We start from the raw sequence: 20319 nt of genomic DNA on the forward strand, positions 1-20319 counted from the left end.
ACGTGCTGAGAAACGTAATCAATCTGGGCGTTGCACCTTCTTGCGGCTCCGATCTGGAAACAGCTTTCCGAGCCGTCAGCCTGGACGGTCAGTCGACGGAACCTTTCGGCTTCGGACGCGCAATCCTTTCTGGCCAAGGAACAGGGGTGGAAAGCCTGTTTTCCTCCATCATAATGCTGCGTGATGGTGCTTTGAATATCCGGGACAATAATGGTCTCGAAATCACACTGACCCAAGGTGAGGTAGCAAGTCTGCCTGCAGGCATATTTTCATGGGAGGCGCGCGCGGCAGATTGTGTCATCCTCACGATACATCAAGAGAGCCTAAGCGTATCCTTCGGTAAACTTGATCTTGACCATCCCATGTCACCCGGCGGAGCGCCCAATCCGGCACTTCTGACCACCCCTGCACCAACAACTTCCCGTCACGAGTTCCAAAGTGACGATCCAATCGCCTGGGGCATCTGGGCCACGACGCCTTATGCTCGTCATCCGATCACCTATTCATTCTCGGAATTGATGATGCTGCGCAGGGGCGAGGTGACATTGTCAAACCCTGATGAGGGAAGCGTGACATTCGTGGCGGGCGATATCTTCCTCGTTCGTCCCGGCGCTGTAGCAGCATGGGACAATCCGAGTGATCTGGAGAAGTTTTGGATTATTCACAGTCCGAGTTAGGCCATTTCCAGTAAACACGCAAAGCACCTAACGAAGGAAATCAGTTCAATGGACTGATTTCCTATGCCTGCCAATTCCCACGTGGCAAGACCTGCCCTTCAACCGCCCTTGCATGCTGAAGGAACAGCGCGGCCCACGCCCCATGAGAGACGTCCCTGTATGATGGTCAGCGTTTGTCGGCCGTTCGAATAGGTCGTACCTTCTTTGCCGATAGAAGGTAAATCAATCGCCGCATTGCCGTTAACAGAGACGGAAGCACGGTCGCCGAAGAGGCGTACCGCCAACTGAGTGCCATCCTCGCACTTGTAGTGGCTAACAGGATAGGGATTGCCAGCACCGATTGACGCACCGGACGCGGACTGGCTGAAAGCCCCAAGTAGCAGGACACAAAATGCTGCGCTCAATAAATTTTTCAACGCGACAATCCTCCGGGTTAGGAGTTAGCCAGCGGAAAGTATACGAGATTTCATGGCTACGGAAGTACACTTAATCATCATAACGACACCGTTCACGGACAGAGGGATTGAACGGAGTAAGGCCAAAACGAATTGGATTTCGCTGTAAAATTACCCTGAAATAAAACCCGCATAGCCGTCGTCCAATGTCTTGTGCAGAATTGCCGAATAAGCTGCAAAGGATATGTCGCCAGGTCGCACCCGCCCAAATGACGGATCAGCGAACTGCTTCATGGGAACAAGTGCAAGTGGTGTCGAAACTGGTGTCAGATGTGCACCCTGCCCGGCGCGCAATGTCGTCAGGATGCCGAACATTTCGCCTGTGATGCTTGGGCGGGAGAGCACGGCCATACGGTACTGGCCGGATGTATTCGTGACGAGATAGATGTGTCCCGAAAGATGTGGAACGGAGACAGCCCCCTGTTGTGAGAACGAGACGTCAGAACGTTCACGCTCACGAAAATTGAGATGCCCGGCATCGAAATCCCAACCGATTTCCGTGATGTAAGCGAAGATGGCCTTGTCCTCCCCAAAGGACGGACGCAAGGTCAGGTAATCACCTTCGAGCCATGAAACCGAGGCGCGCGAATAGGCGCCCAGCTCTTCCGCTGCGTGACTGTTGCCATTTCTGGCCAGCTGGGCGGGCGCTTCACCTGCCTGTTCGCGCAGGGCGACACCCATTGCCTGTTCGAGCCGGATGATGGTTGCGAGCGTGAAGGGCCTGTGACCCGACAGCGCCTTTTCCAAAGTCGAGAGGCTGATCCGCGCTTCATCGGCCAGAAGCTGGCGCGAAATACGCCGTCGGGCGATTTCCTCACGAACCCGGACTGCAACACGGGCATTGATCTGGTCGGGTAGATGAGGGTCCTGATCGGACATGGCTTATCCTGAACTGCGTACTTTTCTGCACAATTCCACACATATGCGTAACCGGCAAGGCGGTTTGCGGAAAGTGACGGCTGAAACTTGGCAAAGCTTACGCTGGAGTGGAAACAGTGGCTCCAGCGACAATGGCTCCAGTTCTTCGAGGTGAACAAGGAGCACGTCATGTCACCCGCGATAAATCTTCCAAATCATAGCAATAGAGGTCGGGTACTCTCTTGCTTCTGCTCACTCGTCTGGTTCTGCAACATGGCGTTGTTGCCCGCATTGGCTGTCTTTTTCTGTCTGTTGCAGATCGTGCAGGCCCGCGCTGAAACGCCCGCTCTGGTCACGCCGAACGAGGTTCAATCCGGCAGCCTTCTGCTTGAGACAAACCAAGCCGGACGTTACGTCGAAGCGCCTCGGCTCGCAACGGACGTCAATCTCGATGTGAGTGGACCGACGGCCCGAGCCCGGCTGACGCAGGCATTCGAGAACCCGACCAATGGTTTCGTTGAAGCCTTGTATGTTTTCCCATTGCCAGAAGAAAGTGCGGTCTATTCGCTGAAGATGGTCATCGGTGATCGCGTGATTGTCGCTGACATCAAGGAGAAGCAGACAGCCCGCGAAATATATGAACAGGCGAAAAGCGAAGGCAAAAAAGCAACGCTGATCGAGCAGCAGCGACCCAACGTGTTTACCAATGCGGTCGCCAATATCGGTCCGCACGAGAAAGTCGTCATCCAGATCGAGTATCAGCAGGCGGTGCGACTTTCCGATGAGCGTTTCTCGCTGCGTGTGCCTTTGGTCGTCGCACCCCGTTACAATCCGGACAATGCCTCCCCGGTTGTCCAGGAAGTCGAAATGAAGAACGGCTGGGGCAAGTCGAGCGATACGGGCGAGCCTGATACTTACAATGCGCCACTCGTAACGCCTTTGGCCCCACCGGCTGCCCTGCGAACAAATCCTGTGAGCATCTCAGTCAAACTGAAGGCAGGCTTCCCGCTTGGAAAGGTTGAGAGCCTTTTCCACAAGGTCAAGATCGATACGACGAACGACGCGACACGGGAAATCACGCTGGACGGAATGGCGGCTGCAGATCGCGATTTCGTTCTGGAGTGGAGCGCCGTCGCAAGCGATGCACCGCAGGTCGGGCTGTTCCGCGAACATATCGGCAAGGACGATTATGTGCTTGCCTATGTTACGCCACCGGCGCTTGCCAGCCCAAAAAAGGTCCAGCGTGAGGTCATCTTCGTGATCGATAATTCCGGATCAATGGGTGGTACTTCCATTGAACAGGCGAAGGCCAGCCTGGATTATGCACTGTCGCAACTTCAGCCCGGAGATCGTTTCAACGTGATCCGCTTCGACGACACATTGACCAAATTCTTCGAAGATTCAGTCGATGCCAATCAGGAGAATATCGCGTCCGCCCGCCGTTTCGTGACGAGCCTTGAAGCGCAAGGCGGCACGGAAATGTTGCCTGCCCTTCATGCCGCGCTTGATGACAGTAATCAGGGTAATGGATTGCGCCAGATCGTGTTTCTGACCGACGGCGAGATCAGCAATGAGCAGCAATTGCTGGATGCCGTTGCAGCACGTCGGGGGCGCTCGCGTATTTTCATGGTCGGCATCGGCTCTGCCCCGAACTCCTATCTGATGAACCGTGCGGCAGAACTTGGACGTGGAACCTTCACCCATATCGGGTCGGCGGCTGAAGTGGACGAACGCATGCGGGCTCTGTTCGACAAGCTTGAAAACCCGGCTGTTACCGATCTGAAGGCCAATTTCTCGGAAAAGAATGTGAGCATGACACCTTCCCTTTTGCCCGATCTTTATCGTGGTGAACCACTTGTCATCGCAGCGCGAATGGGCAAGGCGATCAGAAACCTTGCTATTGAAGGCCAGATTGATGGCCGTCCGTGGACAGTCAATCTGCCACTCGATCAGGCAATGAATGCTGAAGGCATTTCAAAACTGTGGGCACGTCGCAAAATCGATGATGCGGAAGTGGAACTAACCCTTGGGAAAATTTCCCAGGACGCTGCTGATGCGCGCATTCTCCACCTTGCACTGGAGCATCATCTGGTCAGCCGGCTGACGAGCCTTGTGGCTGTCGACAAGACACCGTCGCGACCGGCAAATTCTCCGCTGACCCGTGCCGATATTCCTCTGCAACTGCCCGCGGGCTGGGATTATGACAAGCTGTTCGACATCCGTGCGGATCGCACCGTCGGGGATCACGCAAGCATGGACATGAATGGTGTAAATGACGCTGTCCGCAGCCACGAAAGCCCTGCATCACCATCATCGCCATCGCAGTCGATCCCGTTGCCGCAGACGGCAACGCTAGCGACACTGCTGCTCATGCAAGGCTTGGGTTTGATGCTGATTGGCCTGTTCGTCTTCTGGTTCTTCCGCCGCAAGGAGAACGTGTGATGTCTATCAATCCGATTATGACGGGGAGCGCACTGTGGCGCTCCCTACTTCCCACGGTGGGCATGGTGCTGATTGCGCTCGGGATGATAATTGCCAGTCAGGGAATCTGGATCCATGCGAAGGCATTTGTGGCACAGATCCTCCTCGAACGAGCTTTTGCGGAAAGCATTGAAACTGGCGCACCAGTCAAACCCTGGAGCTGGGTCGATACATGGCCGGTTGCCCGCATCGAAGCTCCACGACTTAATGAATCCGCCATCGCGCTGAAAGGCGCCAGCGGTCAGGCATTGGCTTTCGGCCCCGGTCATCTGGACAATACGCCGATGGCTGGGGAACGGGGAACAGCCGTCTATGCTGCGCATCGCGACACACATTTCGCTTTTCTGAAGAATATCGAGAAGAACGATCAGATACTCGTCACCCGCAGCGACGGTAAGACGATTTCCTATCGTGTCAGTCATATGGCCGTCGCGCGTTGGGATGAAGCGAAGATCGCCGTGAATAGCGAAGGCCGCCATGTTGTGCTGGCAACCTGTTATCCATTCGATGCTATCACGCCTGGACCGCTTCGCTATCTGGTTTATGCGGATATGGAAGAACCACAGTAACCCAGCACGAACTATCGGTTTTCACGAAAACAGATGACGTGATCGAAGCCCGGATAAGCTCTCTTCCTGAAACTGAATGTTGCAAGAAGGCCCAATCCCAGAATTGCGAAAACACCCCCAACGACCAACACGACAGATGTCGTCGCCGATATAAAACTGCCGAATATCAACACCGCTGCCATCGAAGCTATGGCTATCGCCCACTCAACCTTGCGGGGCTTTGGCATCAGATGCCACGTCTCCGGATCAATACCGGCTTCAACGAAAATATCCGGGTCGAAACGCAAATTCGAGCGAGCTGCCATGTTCTGTAGCAGAGCAATACGCAGGGCGTCAGCATTGACGAACCACAGACATTGCATGCCACGTTCCCGCAATGACATTGGAAGCGAATACTCGCTCTGCGTTCCGTCGGGCATTTTATAACCGAACGCTATCCGGGGCTCCCGCACGGGCCCTTTCAAAATGAGACGCACGTCATAACGTGCCATCTGATCGAACGCTATGCGCGCCCATTCGATCTTGGTGCCTTGCTGATCCGCAAGCCCATCACCTGATCCATATTGGACATTCTCCGGTGTAATGGTGATCCAGGCACCAGCCAAAAGACCAGCGCGTGCAAACATGAAGGCCGGAACAAGAAGCATTGCCGCCACGAGTGTCGATACAATGAGGGCTATCGGATCATGGTCAAGGCTGGGTCGGATGAGAAACGTGAGTGCAGGAAGCGCCAACGCAACACACGACAAGAGCATGGCAATGCCAAAACACATCCATCGCGTTGCCGTGATATCAGGGATGCCGGTAAGCGAGCGGTTCTGCCTGTCCGTTGAATTGAGCGCGATAATCCGCATAACCGAATCTTGATGCCGCGTTGCTGGATTGACATGAGATCGGGACACTGACGCCCGCTGCTTTGCCAGTTTCGGCTTCATCTTTCGCTTTGCAGTCTGTTTCACCCTTATCGCCGTACCTGTTGCTTCATCTCTCCTGGCATACCACCCAAGCGTTGCGCGCAACTTAATGTGGCGCCGCCTTCCAAATCGATCAACGGCAATCTTGCTTCGCCCAAAGATACCCCCGCAATGAAAGCTCTTGTCAAGCACTGCAATCTGTCTCTTATGAAATCAGCGAGCGACCAACATCGAGCCGAATTCAGCCGTTAGTAATTGCCGGGCAGCCACTTCCATTATTGGCATCGACAAGAACATAAATTTTGTGGTCATCCCGCCGCGCGAGCGACCCATGCAACTTGATCTTTCGCTTTTTCGGATCTTTGGTCCCATGTTGATGAACGCGGATCGATGAGGAGCTGATCATCAATACGCTCCTTATCGCGCACTTCGGTCGGAAGAAGCGGTTCAAGCATTGACCATTCGAGATCCGTCAAATCACATACTCTTTTGTGGGTATGTCACATAGCACGCCAAGCAGGATCCACCCCATCGTTCTAAAGAACTTCGCCTCCGTCGATGACCAGCGCGAGACCAGTCACGAAAGCCGACTGCGGCGAGGCGAGGTATACTATACCGGCTGCAATTTCCTCTGGCGATGCCCAGCGCCCCATCGGTATCGTTTCGGCGACGTAGTTTTCGAGGGCCTCTCGACCACCCATCTGCTGTTCAAAGCCAGCATTGAAAGGCGTATCGACAAATCCCGGACAAAGCGCATTGAACCGGATGTTCTCCCGCGCATAGTCAGCCGCCATCTGCCGTACCATCGCCACGGCTGCATGCTTGGTAGTGGCATATGAAATCATGCCGCGATCATACTGGCATCCGGAATTGGAGGCAGTAATAATCACCGATCCCCCGCCCTGCGCCCGCATTGGCGCAAGCGCGGCCTGCGCCACAACAAAATGCGACCGCACATTCAACGCCCATGCCAGATCCATCTGGGCAGGCGTCACATCCTCCAGTTTGCCTGCAATCTGGATGCCGACATGCGAATGCACAACATCAAGTCGTCCGTAACGAGCGGCAACGCCGGAAACTGTTTCTGTGATGGCGGCGTCATCACGGGCATCGAGCACTGCGCTCTCCGCCTGCCCTCCGGCATCTCTGATCGCCTGCGCAGTCGCTTCAGCAAGTTCCGCGCGAAGATCCGTAACTACAACGGTCGCGCCTTCTGCCGCCATGGCAATCGCGCCTGCGCGGCCGATACCTGATCCGGCGCCAGTGACAAGGGCAACCCGGCCCTCAAGACAAGATTTCATGATTTTTTCCCTAGAATGATCGCGGAGAACAGGAGGAAGGCAGGCGCTTGAAATGCTTTTGGCATCTAATGACCTGCCGGTTTCCCGCGCCGGAGAATGATTTGTGCGAAGACAAGCAGCAGCAGAGAGAACACCATTACCATCGTGCCGATGGCATTGATCTCCGGCGTCACTCCGCGACGGATTGACGAAAAGATGTAGATCGGAAGGGTCGTTTCTGGCCCGGCAACAAAGAAAGCGATGATGAAATCATCGAAACTGAAGGTGAAACTGAGCAGGAATCCGGCCATTATCGCAGGCATCAGCATTGGCAGTGTTACTTGCCGGAAGGTGCCGATTGGCCCTGCACCGAGATCGAAGGAAGCTTCCAGCAAAGAACGATCCATGCCGTCGATACGGGCACGCACCAGAATGATAACGAGAGACATGGTGAACAGCACATGCGCCGCTATGAGCGAGCCATACCCCAAAGAGAGCTTCAAACCCGTCACCGCCTGAAGCCAGGGATTAACGGTGTTGAATACGGTCACCAACGCGATCAGCGTTGCAATGCCGATGACAATGCCTGGGATCATCACTGCAATATAGATGAGGGCATCAAAGAGAACGCGCAATTTTCCTTTCAGGCCCGTCAATGCAATCGCAGCCATCGTGCCAAGCAGGCAAGACAGGAACGCCGATGTCAACGCGACTGATGCCGAAGTCTTGAGAGCATCGATAACGAATGGGTTGTCGAGTGCCTTGGAATACCATTGCGTCGAGAAACCCTGAAGCTGGCTCGCCGATCGGCCCGCAGAAAAGCTGAACAGCGCGATAATCCCGATAGGAAGATAGAGGAACAGATAAACTGCAAAAGCATAAATGCGCATGGTTTCCTCACATCAAACTGACATCGTCGCGCGCTGTCCCCATCAAGCGCAGGAAACGCATGTAAAGGGAGACGACAAGCAACATGATCGCCACCAGCGTTATCGACACGGCGGAGCCGAACGCCCAGTTACGCGATTGCAGGAAAAGGTCGACCAGCGCATTTCCGACGAAGAAAACGTTGCCTCCACCCAGCATCTGCGGGATGAGATATTCACCCATGAGCAGAATGAAGACGAGCATCGAGCCGGTTGCCACGCCGGGGAGCGACAGGGGCAGGGTAATCTGCAGGAAACGCCGCCAGGGTGGCGTCCCAAGATCGTCTGCCGCTTCCAACAGCCGTCGGTCGAGTTTTTCGAGACTCACATAGATCGGGAAGAACATCAGCGGCAGATAACCGTAGACGATGCCCACCAGAACGGCGAAAGGCGTATTGATCAGGCGGAACTCACCGAGCCCGAACGCCGACAGCAATTGGGGAATTCCCCGCCCGCCAAGAAGAAATATCCACGCATAGGAGCGGATCAGGATCGAAGTCCAGAATGGCACAATCACCAACACAAGCAGCAATGTTCGCCACTGCTTGCCGACCCGCAATGCAAGATAATAGGCCAGCGGATAAGCGATCAGCAGCGCCGCGATGGTGCCGATGGGCGCCAGCGTCAATGTGTTGCGGAATGCGGCCCAGCGACTTCCCAGATTGGCGTATTGCGCAAGGGTGAAAGCCGGCTCGTAACCACCAGCTGCCCCGCGCTCCCCGAAGGAATAGACGAGGACGACCGCCAGCGGCAGTACAAGGAGCGCAGCGTACCACAGGCCCGCCGGCCCCAGCAGGAGCCAGCGCATTTTTCGCTGAGACAGTGCCATTGTGTCCGTCCGTTATGCCGATTTGAAGCGGGCAATAAGTTCTGCCCGGTTTGGATCGGTCAACGTGACCGCCGCCCCGAACTCCAGTGTCGACAGAAGTTCCGCCGCCGGATGAAGGATAGGATCATTGCGCATTTCCTCCGGCACCAGAGCTTCGACGCGTGCGTCGGGCACCGGATAACCATGGAAGAGTTCCTCGCGCGCATTGACCGAAGGATCGAGCAGGAAGTTCAGCAATGCGTAAGCGCCTTCACGATTGGGCGCGCTTGTGGGAATGGTATAGAAATCGGACCAGATTTCGCCGCCTTCCTTTCCGAGCGTGTATTGGATTTCCGGCAGATCGCGATTCATCTGTTTCGCATCTCCGGTCCAGCACATCGTCAGCCAGGCATCGCCGTTACGCATGGAGGGCTGATAGTCGGAGGTGATGGCAAAGAGATGCGGCTTCACCTCGATCAGCAGTTTCTCTGCATCGGCCAATTCCTTCGGATCGACGGAATTGAACGAATAGCCGTAATATTTCAGGGCATTTCCGATAGCGGTCAGCTGATAGTCGTGGATAATTGTGCGACCTGAAAAGTCGGTTTTGGTCCGGTCGAAAAAATCCTTCCAGCTGGTGAAAGGTGTCTTCGCCTTGTTGCTGTCCCAGGCCATACCCGTTGTGCCCCATAGTTTTGGGATACCGTAGAGCTTGCCGTCGACAGTGCCGGGCGTTGCGAAACGCGCCTCGAAGGACTCGGCGTTGTAGTTGGGTATTTTTGTCAGATCGAGTGGCTCTATCATCTTGCTGTCGGCATAGGTGCTGATAGCGTAGTTCGTAGCGACCACAATATCCCAGCCTGCTCCACCGGCCTGCAGCTTGGCGAACATTTCCTCGTTTGAACCGAAAACATTCACTTGCACCGCTGCGCCAGTCGCTTTCTGGAAGGCCGCCAAATTGTCGGGGTCCTGATAATTTGGCCATGTTGCGATCGAAACCCGGTCACCAATGTCGCCTGCCCAGGAGCGTGTTGGCAAAAATCCCGGTATTGCGCCCGCCAGGACCGCCGTTGCGGCACCCAATCCGGTCACGCCCAAAAAATGGCGGCGTGTAACCGAACCTTTCTGGTAACGGCGCAGTTCTTCCATGAAAGTCTGCCGGGAAACCGGCTTGTCGTTCTTCGTCATTTCATCCCTCCCGTTTATTGTCAGCAGATCGAATTTGGCGCTTGAGGTTTGTCCTCACGGATGCCAGCCAGACGCCAAACTCGCAAAACTCATTCGCCACGCTCAAGGATCAGTCCTGCTCCACGATCCCAGACAAGATGCGCGCTCGAGCCCACTTCGACGCCCGGCAATGCTCTTTCCGCCTGCCTCGGAACCAGAACCTGCAACTGGCCCAGAACCGGGTGCGTCAGCAGGAATTCGATGTGCTCGCCGAGGAAAATCTTGTTGGCAACCTGTACTTCAATCGTCTGCTCCCCCTCCGTTGGGGAGATAGTCAGGCGCAGCGCTTCAGGTCGGATCATGACGTCGACAACATCGCCGGGCGCCACAGCAAAAGCTGTCTCAACTACCACCTTGTGGCCCGAAGCCAGGCTGACCGCCACATCGTCACCGTCGGTATGTTCGACCTTCCCGGCGAGAATGTTGGCGCGCCCAACAAAGTTGGCAACATAGCGATTGGCAGGACGGTCATAGAGTTCGCGCGGCGTCCCTATCTGAGCGATACGGCCATGCCCCATGATGCAGATGCGGTCGGACATCGACAATGCTTCCTGCTGATCATGAGTGACGAGAACGAAAGTGATGCCCAGCTCGCGTTGTAGCGACAAAAGTTCAAGCTGCATCTCGGTCCGAAGCTTGGCGTCGAGTGCGGCCATGGGTTCATCGAGCAGCAATATCTTTGGCTCGTTCACGATCGCACGGGCAAGTGCCACGCGCTGTTGCTGGCCACCCGAGATCTCCCAGATCCGCCGCCCGCCGAAATCGGCAAGGCGAACGGTTTCCAACGCTTTTGCGACCCGAAGCTCGATGTCGGACTTTGCCAATCGCGGTCGACGCTGCCTCAATCCATAAGCCACATTCTGGGCTACGGTCATGTGCGGGAAGAGAGCGTAGCTTTGAAATACCATATTGACGGGGCGCTTGTAGGCCGGTGTCGTCCCCACCTCTGACCCGTCGATCAATATTTCGCCTTCGCTTGGCTGCTCGAATCCGGCTAACATCCTCAGTGCCGTTGTCTTGCCGCAGCCCGATGGTCCGAGAAAGGAAAGAAACTCCCCTCGCCGGATTCGCAGGTTCAGCTGACTGGCTGCAAGTACGGCACCATAGCGTTTCGTGGTGCCGACAAATTCCGCAACAGTGTCGCTGCTTCGACCAACAGAAGCCTCGGTAGCGTATACCATCAAAATATATTCCCCTAGAGAGCTTTGCCTAAAGCGGCATATCCCTTATTTTGAGAAAAACATATAAAACTAGTCGATATGTGTATATATCACAAAAGGCATAGAGACGGAGATTCCGAATGAACTGGGCGCAGACGTCTGCACGGGTCATTGATGCGTTACACCAGCCACATTTTCCAGCAACGCTGATCGAAGCGATCCGCAGCGTGGTGCCTTTCGAGCATACGGTGACCTTCGCCTATTGTGGCAACCGGCGCCCCATCGCTCTGCATTCAGAATTCCCCGTATGGAAACACAAGGTTATGGTCGAGGACTATCAGGAAGGACCTTATCTCCTCGATCCATTTTACCTGCAATCATCCCGGCCCGGTGATCCCCGCCTCGTACGATTGCGGGATATGGCACCCGACCGTTTTTATCAGGGAGAGTATTTCCGTAACTACTATGTCCAAACGGAACTGGCCGAAGAAATCGGGTTCATGTTCAATGTTGAACCAAATATCTGCATTGTAATTTCTGCCATGCGAACTTCAAAGCCGTTTTCTGCGCATGAATTTCGCAAGCTGGGGGAACTGGTGCCATTCATTGGTGCAGTAGGACGGCACAATTGGGCGGACTTGTCGAAGCAATTCACCCAAACCTCTCAGCAACCGGAAACAGACAATCTTTCAAAAATTATCCAGCATGCTTTTCGCAATCTGGAACGTCAGATTTTAACCACCCGTGAGGTGGAGGTAACAGAGTATATTCTGAAAGGCTATTCAGCCGAAGCGACCGCACATGCTTTAGGAATATCATGTGGAACCGTGCGCATCCATCGACGCAATATATACGGTAAACTTCACATCAATTCGCAGGGAGAGCTGTTCTCACGATTTATCAGCGCGATGACGGGACAGGATAACTAGACTTAGTACTGGTTAAATCAAAGCTAGCGGACGGCGGTCGCTGTAATACATGGCTGACAAGAATGTATGCGCACATCCGCCCTTCTTTTAGCGTTAGGAAAGCAGGCTCGCGCAGGTCCTTTGGAGGCGCGAGCCTTGTATTGCGGCGATTTTTGGTTGTGGCTTGCTGGTTACCACCTGACGATGAACCCTATATTCCCCTTGACGGCATAGCTGTCGGTTGAGTGGTTGAGGGAGGTGTTGATGGAGCCCTGGCCGTAGATTGCATATTTGCTGTCGGCCCATGCATAGGTGCCGCCGGCGCCGATGCCGGCCCAGGTTTTGTCATTGTCGGTATCAACGTTGACACCAGCCACATTGATGCGGGTGCCGCCGAGGAACTCCTGATAGACATTGGCGATGCCATAGACCGATGTGTTGACCATGCGGCCGTCATCCCCCTGCCAGCTGTCCTGATAGTTGGCGGCAAGGCCGAAACGCGCCGTCAGGCTGTCGCCATCCTGCATGTGCACACGATTGCCCCAGATGTCGTGGAACGCATCCGCATCGAGTGATGACCACATCAGCTGCGCCTGTGGCGTCAGCGACCAATGTTCGTCGAGCGCAATCCGCTGCCCCACCTCGGCACTCAGCGCATAGCCGAATGCCTTTGCGCCATCGGCCAGCCCGCTATTGGCCGTATCGGAGTTGAGATCATTGTCGAACCATGTCAGCTGGCCCTGCGTATCGACATAGAAGCCGTCATTGCCATACCAGGTTGCGGTCGCGCCAAGGCTCCAGGCGCTGGTGTCGGTATAACCGTCACCGAAGAACGAGCTGGAATTGCCATGTGCCGTACCATATTGCCCGGTGATCCCGGCAATCAGCTTCCCGTTGGCATCCTCATAGAACTGCCCGTCGACACCGGTCTGCATGATGAAGCTGTTGATATCCTGCTTCATGCCGGTCGCGCTGTGCGGCTCAAGCCGGTTATGCGCGCCCTCGATGCGCGCCCAGATCCCGCGGCTGTCGACAGTGCTGCTGCCTGTATTGCTCGCGTCGTTGTCGTTCCCGCTCGTCAGATAGCGATTGCCGACACGTTCCTGCAGCGTGGGCAGTTTGTTGAGCACCTGCATGTTCTGCGCATAGCCCTGATAGACCGGAACACCGGCACTATAGCGCGGGTTGTCCGGATCGACCGGGCAGGTATTGGTCTGCTGGCAATCGGGGGCCGGCGGTTCCTGTGTCGTCTGGCTGGTCAGATACCAGTTGCCGTCCTTGTTGCCGCTGCCCGCCCCCTGTTGCAGCGTATAGGCATAGGCCCCACCGACAACCGCCTTCTGACCGTCCTTGGTGGTGTAGTCGCTGACAAGCGAGAAGGTTCCGTTCGACTGACCGGCAACCTCGACCACTTCGATGCCGTTGACAGTCTGTGCCCCCAGTCCGCCGCGATTGTTGACCTTCAGATTAGTCGTGCCGGATGTGTCACCACCCACCTTCAGGCGATCGGTTTTGGAACTGTCGTCGCCGAGCACCGTATTGATGACGACCGTGCCACCGGTGCCGGTATAGTTGCCGGTCACGCTCAGTGTCGTACCTGCCGTCTGCTGTGTTCCCATCGTGATGAGACCGCCATTCGACAGCGCGGCCAGCGTGGTATCGAAACCGCCAAGATCGAGCGTCCCGTCTGTACCGACAGTGTAGCCCGACGATGCATTGTTGAAGACACCGGCTGCGCCCTGCTTCAGCGTGCCGCCATCGACATTGGTCGCACCGGTATAGGTGCCGGCCGTATTGAGGGTCAGGGTACCAGTGCCACTTTTGGTCAAATCGCCAGCACCAGAGATTACACCGGAGAACTTGCTGTCGAAGCTTTGTTCGACCGTCAGCTTGCCCGATCCAAGTGCAATATCGCCATCGCCCGTCGTGCCGCTCGCGTCGAAGGCCGCAAGACCGCCAACCGTCGTGTCGAAGCCGTCGAGATCGGCCGTTGCACCCGCCTTGACCTTCAAGGTGCCCGTGCCGAAGGCATGGCCAGCGACACCTGCCTTGACCCCGCCATTCTCAACCGTCAGACCGCCCGAGAAGGTGTTGTCGCCGGTAAACGTCGTTGTGCCTGCGCCTTTCTGGACCACACCACCCTTGCCATCACCGGTGATGTTGCCGTCAAACTCCGTATCATCGCTCCGGTTGAAGGCCAGCGTGCCGTCACCATAGGCGCTGCTCGAAACCGCAACGTCACCCTTGATGCTGCCCGTATTGCCACCGTCACCGATCTGCAGGACACCGCCTGTCACCGTCGTCCCGCCGCTATAACTGTTCGCACCCGTCAGAACCAAGGTGCCGTAGTTGGTCTTGCTGATGCCCTTGTTGCCCGTCAGCGTCGCTGCGATAGTTGCCGTCATCGACTTGCTTGCATCGGTGGCGTCACCGACGTTGATAATCGGCTGGTCGGTATTGTCGAGATCGAGCGCATCGCCCGCCAAAACATAGCCATCGGTTGCAAAATTAAGACCGGATGCCGTCACATTGCCTGCGGCATTGCTGATCGTCACCGTACCCGGCGTACCCCGAAACACGGCGAACGACCCCTGATCATAAGGACCCTTGATATTGTCTGCATTATCCGTCCAGACATCATTGGAATGATCGGACACAAGGTTCCAGGCACCATTGCCGCCATCCCAGACGTTCAGCCTGACCCCGTAGCTGCTCATCAGATTGACCTGCTTGTTCGCCTCATCCGTATCGATCCACATCCGTGTGGGATCACCTCCCGGAGCCGTGCCAATGGTCATCCCATTGTCCGTCAGGTTGCCCTGATAGTCGATGAGACGATAAAGGCCCGGACCGAAGCCGCCGCCGTCCGTGATGTTCAGCGACCCGGCCAGAGTGACATTGCCCTGCACATCGTAAAGGGCGGTCTGGCTCGGCATGCCGAGTGTGACATTGACCTGGCTGTTGGCATCAAGAGCAAGATTGCCGCCAATCTGAAGCGTCTGGCCATATTTGCCTTGCAAATTGCCATTGTCCGCGACCACGACATTCTGGCCGACCTGACCGGACCCCATCAATGTGCCACCGGCGTTCACATTGACATCGCCCCCTTGCGTGCCACTGATCTCAAGCGTCGCACCGCTGTTTACAGCGAAGCTTCCATCGAGGCTGCCCTCAACAACGATCTTGCCAGCGTCGACATTGGCTCCAGCGCCAACGTCACCGGTCGCACTGCTGTCAAACACCAGAAGGCCGGTACCGGTCTTGTGCCAGTCTGAAGCCGGCGAACCATCAAAGGCTCCGGTCAGGGTCAAAGTGGCATCCGTGCGGATCGACCCGCCATTTGCAGTGACATTGACAGCGCGTGCACTGGTCAAAGCAGACGTGTTGGCAAAAGTACCGCCGTCAATGGTCAGATTGCCTGAGCTTGCACCAAGATTTTTGTCACTGGACACTTGAAGGACGCCCGCAGACACAACCGTGCCGCCCGCATAGGTGTTCTGGCCTGTCAGCGTCGTAGTACCGGTCCCCGCCTGCACAACAGAGCCCGTACCGGAAATCAAACCGTTATAAGCGTAAGCATTGTTGCGGTTGAAGGCCAGACGCGCATTGTTGGTGTTGTCGCCGACAACACTGCCCGTGCCGCCGCCATCTCCAATCTGCAAAGTGCCATCCGAAATCGTCGTGACACCAACATAATCATTATCACCCGAAAAAACCAACGTGCCGGTGCCGGTCTTGGTCAGAGAGCCTACGCCCGTAACGGCAGTCAGGATCTTGTTGATGTTGGTGCCCGTTGTTTCAATCGAACCGCCACCTGTTCCCAACACATAGTTATGGCTGCTGCTGAAAGCAGACTTGAAACGCAGTGTCGATCCGCCTTCAATCTGCACATCACTGTTGGTGTCCCCGAGATTGTCGTCACTGGAGACAATCAAAACGCCATTCTTGATGAAAGTACCAGCCAGATAAGAATTCGTCTGATTGAACTCGATCTCGCCAGGACTGTCGATGACAACATGACCAGAGCCGGTAATGGTATTGTCAATTGTAACAGAGCCAGCACGGTTGATTGCAAGCGTACCTGCGGAAGCAGCTGTAGAGCCAAGATTGATCTCACCTTCAACCCCGCCCTTACCGCCAGATGTTCCGTCGCCAAGCTGCAAGATGCCACCCGTGACAAATGTACCGCCCGTATAGTTATTGTCTGCGGTGAGCACCAACGTACCCAAGCCCGTTTTATCAATACCTTCTGTACTAAGAATTCGCGTCGAAATCGTCACCACTTCGGTGTCGTCATTAATGGAGCCATCGCCAACATGGATTATCGGCGTATCGCCGGCATTGGCCGCAGTCGATGCCAATGTGAGGTCGTCGCCTGTGATTTCATAGCCACCGGTTGTAAACTGCATACCCGCTGCTGAAATGGTTCCGGCGCTGTTGTCGATTGTAACGATGCCGCTCGCGCCCTGGAAGATGGCGAACTCGCCTGTCGACCATGGACCATTCAACTGGAAATCCGGCAGGCCCGTCCAGTTGTTGTTCTGTTTGTTCCAGGTGCCGCTACCGCCGTTGGCTTGACCATTCAAAGAATGGCCTGCAGCCTGTCCATCCCAGAAATTGAGAACCAGACCAACGGTGTTGATCAGATTGACTGCATCATCCGTGGTCTGGAGAGTAACAGTAGACGGATCGGTTATACTGGTTGGCAGGCTGCCTAATCCAATCGTGCCAGTCAGATTATTCGCATAGCTGAACACGCGATAGATGCCGGGGCCATTGTGACCGAAGTCAGTGACATTGATCACGCCTCCAAGGGCGAGATCGCCTTTCACAAGGAAAGGCGATGAACCGGCGCTAGTGCCATAGCTGACAGAAACCACTGAAGCAGCACCAAGGCTGAGGTTCTTATCAAATGTCAGCGTCTGCGCCCCACTGCCCGCCAATGTTGCGCCGTCAGCAACCGTCGTATTGCCGCCGATGGTTCCGCCGCCGCCGAGGCTGGCACCGCTGGCAACACTCACAGTTCCGCCAAGCGAACCGTCAACAAGAAGCGTGCCCGCTGCAACGGAGGTGCTACCGCCGAAAGCGCTGCTGTCGCCACTCAGTGTCAGGCTGCCCGCACCATTCTGCTGAACAAGTCCCGTGCCGCTGATGGCGCCGGAGAAGTCGAGCGGGTTGCTGCGATTGAAGGCTAACGTGCCGTTATTGGCCACATCGCCTGCAATACTGCCGGTTGTACCGCCATTGCCGATTTCCAGCACGCCTGTCGAAATCGTGGTCCCGCCAGTAAAGCTGTTTTCGCCGGTAAGCGTCAGTTTTCCTGAGCCATCATGACGGAGGGCGCCCTCCCCACTGATAACGTCGGCAAATATAATATCATCGGATCGATCGAAAGCGAGAGCAGCGTCCGCATCAACCTGGGCATTGCCGCCGATCTGTCCAACCGTACTGCCTGCCCCTATCTGAAGAACACCTTTCGAGACGTGGGTTCCACCGGCATAGACATTGTTGCCTGTAAGGATCAGGGTGCCGTCACCATCCTTGTTCAGTTTGCCTGTGCCGGTAATGCCTTGCGTGAAAGAGGTGCTTGTACCTGCAGTGGTTTCGATCGTACCGCCATTTGCGTTGAGAACAACATTGCGGTCAGTCGTGATAGAATCTGCAACTCGAAGCGTACCGCCATTGAAGGTCAAGTTACTTGCTGCATCGCCGAGATTGTCATTCGAACTGATTGACAGTGTGCCGGCTTCAACAACGGTCCCGCCCAGATAATCATTACTCCCAGACAGTACCAGTATGCCTGCGCCAGTCTTGGTCAATGAGCCAAGTCCATCAATCAGCCCGGAGAATGTGCTGTTGGTACCAGCCGCCGCATCAATAGTTCCACCCGCCGCATCAAACGCAACCACCCGATCGCTCGTAACATCGCCCGTCAGCCGCAGCGTGCCGCTATTGAGCTGCACTCCGCCCGACAAATCACCAAGGTTTTTATCGGCGCTGACCGACAAAACACCGGCATTGACAACCGTGCCGCCCGTATAGCTGTTGTCGCCTGCAAGCGTCAGCGTACCCGCGCCGTTCTTCGTCAGCTTGCCTGTACCGCCGATCGTCCCCGAAAACTCATTGCTGTGAAGCAGGCTTGTCTGGATCGTACCGCCTCCGGCGCCAAGCGTCACCGCACGGCTGTTGTTGAAACTGCCCGTCAGGTGCAGCGTGCCGCCGTCAAACGAAAGCGCACCGGTCGCAGCCCCAAGATTGCTATCCGCGCCCACCGAGACAACACCATCATTGATGACCGTCCCGCCGCTATAAGTATTGGCGCCCGAAAGCGTCAGCGTGCCATCGCCCGATTTTGTCAGCGGACCTGAGCCGTCGATTGCGCCAGCAAAAGCGTTGCTTTTGCCCATGACGGTCTGAATCGTGCCTCCACCGCTGCCCAGCGTAACCGCCCGGCTATTGTCGAAACTATCAACCAGCAGAAGCGTGGCGTTATTATTCATGGCCAACGTGCCGGTGGCATCGCCTAGGTTTTTATCGGCACTGATCGATACAGTGCCGCCATTGATCACGGTGCCGCCGCTATAGGTATTGGAACCCGACAAAACCAGCGTACCGGCACCCGTCTTTATGAGCTTGCCTGATCCGACAATACCGCCCGAGAGCTCGTTAATCTCGTTTGCCGCCGTTTGAACCGTACCTCCCTGAGCACCCAGTGTGACAGAACGCGCCGATACGAAACTGTCGGTCAGTTGAAGCGTACCGCCATTGAAGTTGAGCCCTCCAGTTGATGCGCCGAGGCTGGCATCCTTGCTGACCGCAATGGCTCCGGAGTTGAAAAAAGTTCCGCCGGAATATGTGTTGGTGCCGGAAAGTGTAAGAGTGCCGCTTCCACCGCGCACCAGGCGCCCGGTGCCATCGATGGTACCGGAGAAAGTGGTTGACGTACTTCCGTCAACCACAAATGTGTTGCTGCCTATCAGAATGCGTGCGCCAGTAGCCCCGTCAATGCTGGCAACATTAAAATCCGACGTCCCCGTATAACTCCGCAGATCCAGAATAGAGCTCGAACCGTTCAACGTGAACTGGCTGCCTTGTGCAGTGGAATTCCCAGCGAAACCTAGTGTTCCCGTGCCGACAAGGAACCTTGAATTGGAGGCGCTGCTATTACCTTGAAACTGCATGAACCCGTTTGATGCGACAATTCCTGTCCATGACGAGTTGCCAAGCGTGATTTTCGTGTCGTTGGCGAAATCAATATCTTTAAAAATAAGCCTTGAGCCGGTCCCAGTTACCTGAAATGCCGCGCCGTCGGTCCCGGTTGCGCTGATCTCTCCTGCCAGAGCATTGGCAGGTAATGTCTTATCGTATTGTTTCACTGCACCGGAATAGACCTGAATCGCGTAGGCGCTGGCACCGGAAGCTGAAATTTTCGTATTCTTGTCGGTCGTAACATTACTTCCAGCACTACCGATCTTCAGTGCATGGCTTCCCGTCCCCGAGGTCGAAATTCGCGCGCCATAAAGATTGATGACCCCACCACTGACGGCACCAACGCCGAATGAATTGCTGGAACCAGTGGTGATTACAACAACCCCCGTAGCATTGATTACCGAACCGCTTCCGGTGGCATAAAGCCCGGCGGCTGCGGGGCCAGTTGCAGTTATGGTGTTATTTCCCGGCAGCGTCAGCGTTGTTCCATTTGCACTCGACAGCGCCCTCACCTCATTGCCATTACCGACAATCGTGACAGTATCACCGTTTTGAAGGCTGGTGGTTACAGGTGCTGTATAGTCCGTGGCGTTAACATGGGTAGAAAACAAAACACCAAAAAGCAATGGAATACTTATTGCGCTGATTCCAGAAGTTAATCTCAATACATCCCGACTTATAATATTACTCGCAATGGATGAATTCAGACGGGAATGCATATTAATTTCTCCGAAAATAATTATATTAATAATTTCTGTATTAATATAATTCTTGACGATTAATAATTTTGTTTATAATTTCCAAACATTTGACGCCTGCTTGGAAATTCATTGAATAATTCTCATCC

Annotated in this window: 14 protein-coding genes; 4 read left to right on the plus strand and 10 right to left on the minus strand. The window is 55.3% G+C overall.

Annotation, left to right across the window (positions count from 1 at the left end):
• Positions 1 to 2: 2 nt before the first annotated feature.
• Positions 3 to 677, plus strand: a complete 675-nt coding sequence (locus OHI65_RS03870) for a cupin domain-containing protein (protein ID WP_231771529.1) — start codon at positions 3 to 5, stop codon at positions 675 to 677.
• 98 nt (positions 678 to 775) lie between these two features.
• On the opposite strand, the gene OHI65_RS03875 is transcribed toward OHI65_RS03870, so the two are convergent.
• Together OHI65_RS03875 and OHI65_RS03880 are read right to left on the minus strand one after the other, a co-directional pair.
• Positions 776 to 1093: a hypothetical protein gene (locus OHI65_RS03875; RefSeq protein ID WP_011983120.1), complete on the minus strand. Its 318-nt coding sequence runs from the start codon at positions 1091 to 1093 to the stop codon at positions 776 to 778.
• Positions 1094 to 1243: 150 nt separating this feature from the next.
• Positions 1244 to 2011: a helix-turn-helix domain-containing protein gene (locus OHI65_RS03880; protein WP_125302666.1), complete on the minus strand. Its 768-nt coding sequence runs from the start codon at positions 2009 to 2011 to the stop codon at positions 1244 to 1246.
• A 168-nt stretch (positions 2012 to 2179) separates the two neighbouring features.
• Here OHI65_RS03880 and OHI65_RS03885 point away from each other — a divergent pair, with 168 nt between their 5' ends.
• Both OHI65_RS03885 and OHI65_RS03890 read left to right on the plus strand, forming a co-directional pair.
• On the plus strand, positions 2180 to 4432 hold the full coding sequence (locus tag OHI65_RS03885; RefSeq protein WP_255414843.1) for a marine proteobacterial sortase target protein: 2253 nt from the start codon (positions 2180 to 2182) through the stop codon (positions 4430 to 4432).
• The gene (locus OHI65_RS03890; RefSeq protein WP_125302663.1) at positions 4432 to 5040 is read left to right on the plus strand and encodes a class GN sortase; all 609 of its coding nucleotides are present in this window, start codon (positions 4432 to 4434) and stop codon (positions 5038 to 5040) included. Before OHI65_RS03885 ends, OHI65_RS03890 begins: the two co-directional genes overlap by 1 nt.
• A gap of 11 nt (positions 5041 to 5051) precedes the next feature.
• Here the strand turns inward: OHI65_RS03890 and OHI65_RS03895 are convergent, their stop codons facing one another.
• The 7 genes from OHI65_RS03895 to OHI65_RS03925 all read right to left on the minus strand — a co-directional run bounded on the left by OHI65_RS03895 (position 5052) and on the right by OHI65_RS03925 (position 11376).
• A complete protein-coding gene (locus OHI65_RS03895) occupies positions 5052 to 5894 on the minus strand; it encodes a hypothetical protein (protein ID WP_235824481.1) in 843 nt (280 codons plus the stop codon).
• A 368-nt stretch (positions 5895 to 6262) separates the two neighbouring features.
• On the minus strand, positions 6263 to 6430 hold the full coding sequence (locus OHI65_RS03900) for a hypothetical protein (RefSeq protein ID WP_185758035.1): 168 nt from the start codon (positions 6428 to 6430) through the stop codon (positions 6263 to 6265).
• A gap of 60 nt (positions 6431 to 6490) precedes the next feature.
• A complete protein-coding gene (locus OHI65_RS03905; protein WP_011983125.1) occupies positions 6491 to 7255 on the minus strand; it encodes an SDR family NAD(P)-dependent oxidoreductase in 765 nt (254 codons plus the stop codon).
• Between the two features lie 65 nt (positions 7256 to 7320).
• Positions 7321 to 8124: an ABC transporter permease gene (locus OHI65_RS03910; RefSeq protein WP_011983126.1), complete on the minus strand. Its 804-nt coding sequence runs from the start codon at positions 8122 to 8124 to the stop codon at positions 7321 to 7323.
• 7 nt (positions 8125 to 8131) lie between these two features.
• Positions 8132 to 8989, minus strand: a complete 858-nt coding sequence (locus OHI65_RS03915) for an ABC transporter permease (protein WP_011983127.1) — start codon at positions 8987 to 8989, stop codon at positions 8132 to 8134.
• 12 nt (positions 8990 to 9001) lie between these two features.
• Entirely contained in the window at positions 9002 to 10156 is a 1155-nt protein-coding gene (locus OHI65_RS03920) for an ABC transporter substrate-binding protein (RefSeq protein WP_125302660.1), read from the minus strand.
• An 89-nt stretch (positions 10157 to 10245) separates the two neighbouring features.
• A complete protein-coding gene (locus OHI65_RS03925; RefSeq protein WP_125302657.1) occupies positions 10246 to 11376 on the minus strand; it encodes an ABC transporter ATP-binding protein in 1131 nt (376 codons plus the stop codon).
• A 119-nt stretch (positions 11377 to 11495) separates the two neighbouring features.
• Here OHI65_RS03925 and OHI65_RS03930 point away from each other — a divergent pair, with 119 nt between their 5' ends.
• Positions 11496 to 12284 (plus strand): response regulator transcription factor, encoded by a 789-nt coding sequence (locus OHI65_RS03930; RefSeq protein WP_125302654.1) that lies wholly within the window; start codon positions 11496 to 11498, stop codon positions 12282 to 12284.
• Between the two features lie 170 nt (positions 12285 to 12454).
• Here the strand turns inward: OHI65_RS03930 and OHI65_RS03935 are convergent, their stop codons facing one another.
• Complete coding sequence (locus tag OHI65_RS03935; RefSeq protein WP_264358736.1) at positions 12455 to 20083, minus strand: autotransporter-associated beta strand repeat-containing protein; 7629 nt, start codon at positions 20081 to 20083, stop codon at positions 12455 to 12457.
• Positions 20084 to 20319 lie beyond the last annotated feature (236 nt).

The organism is Brucella sp. MAB-22, assembly GCF_025908475.1.
Taxonomy (GTDB): Bacteria; Pseudomonadota; Alphaproteobacteria; order Rhizobiales; family Rhizobiaceae; genus Brucella; species Brucella anthropi.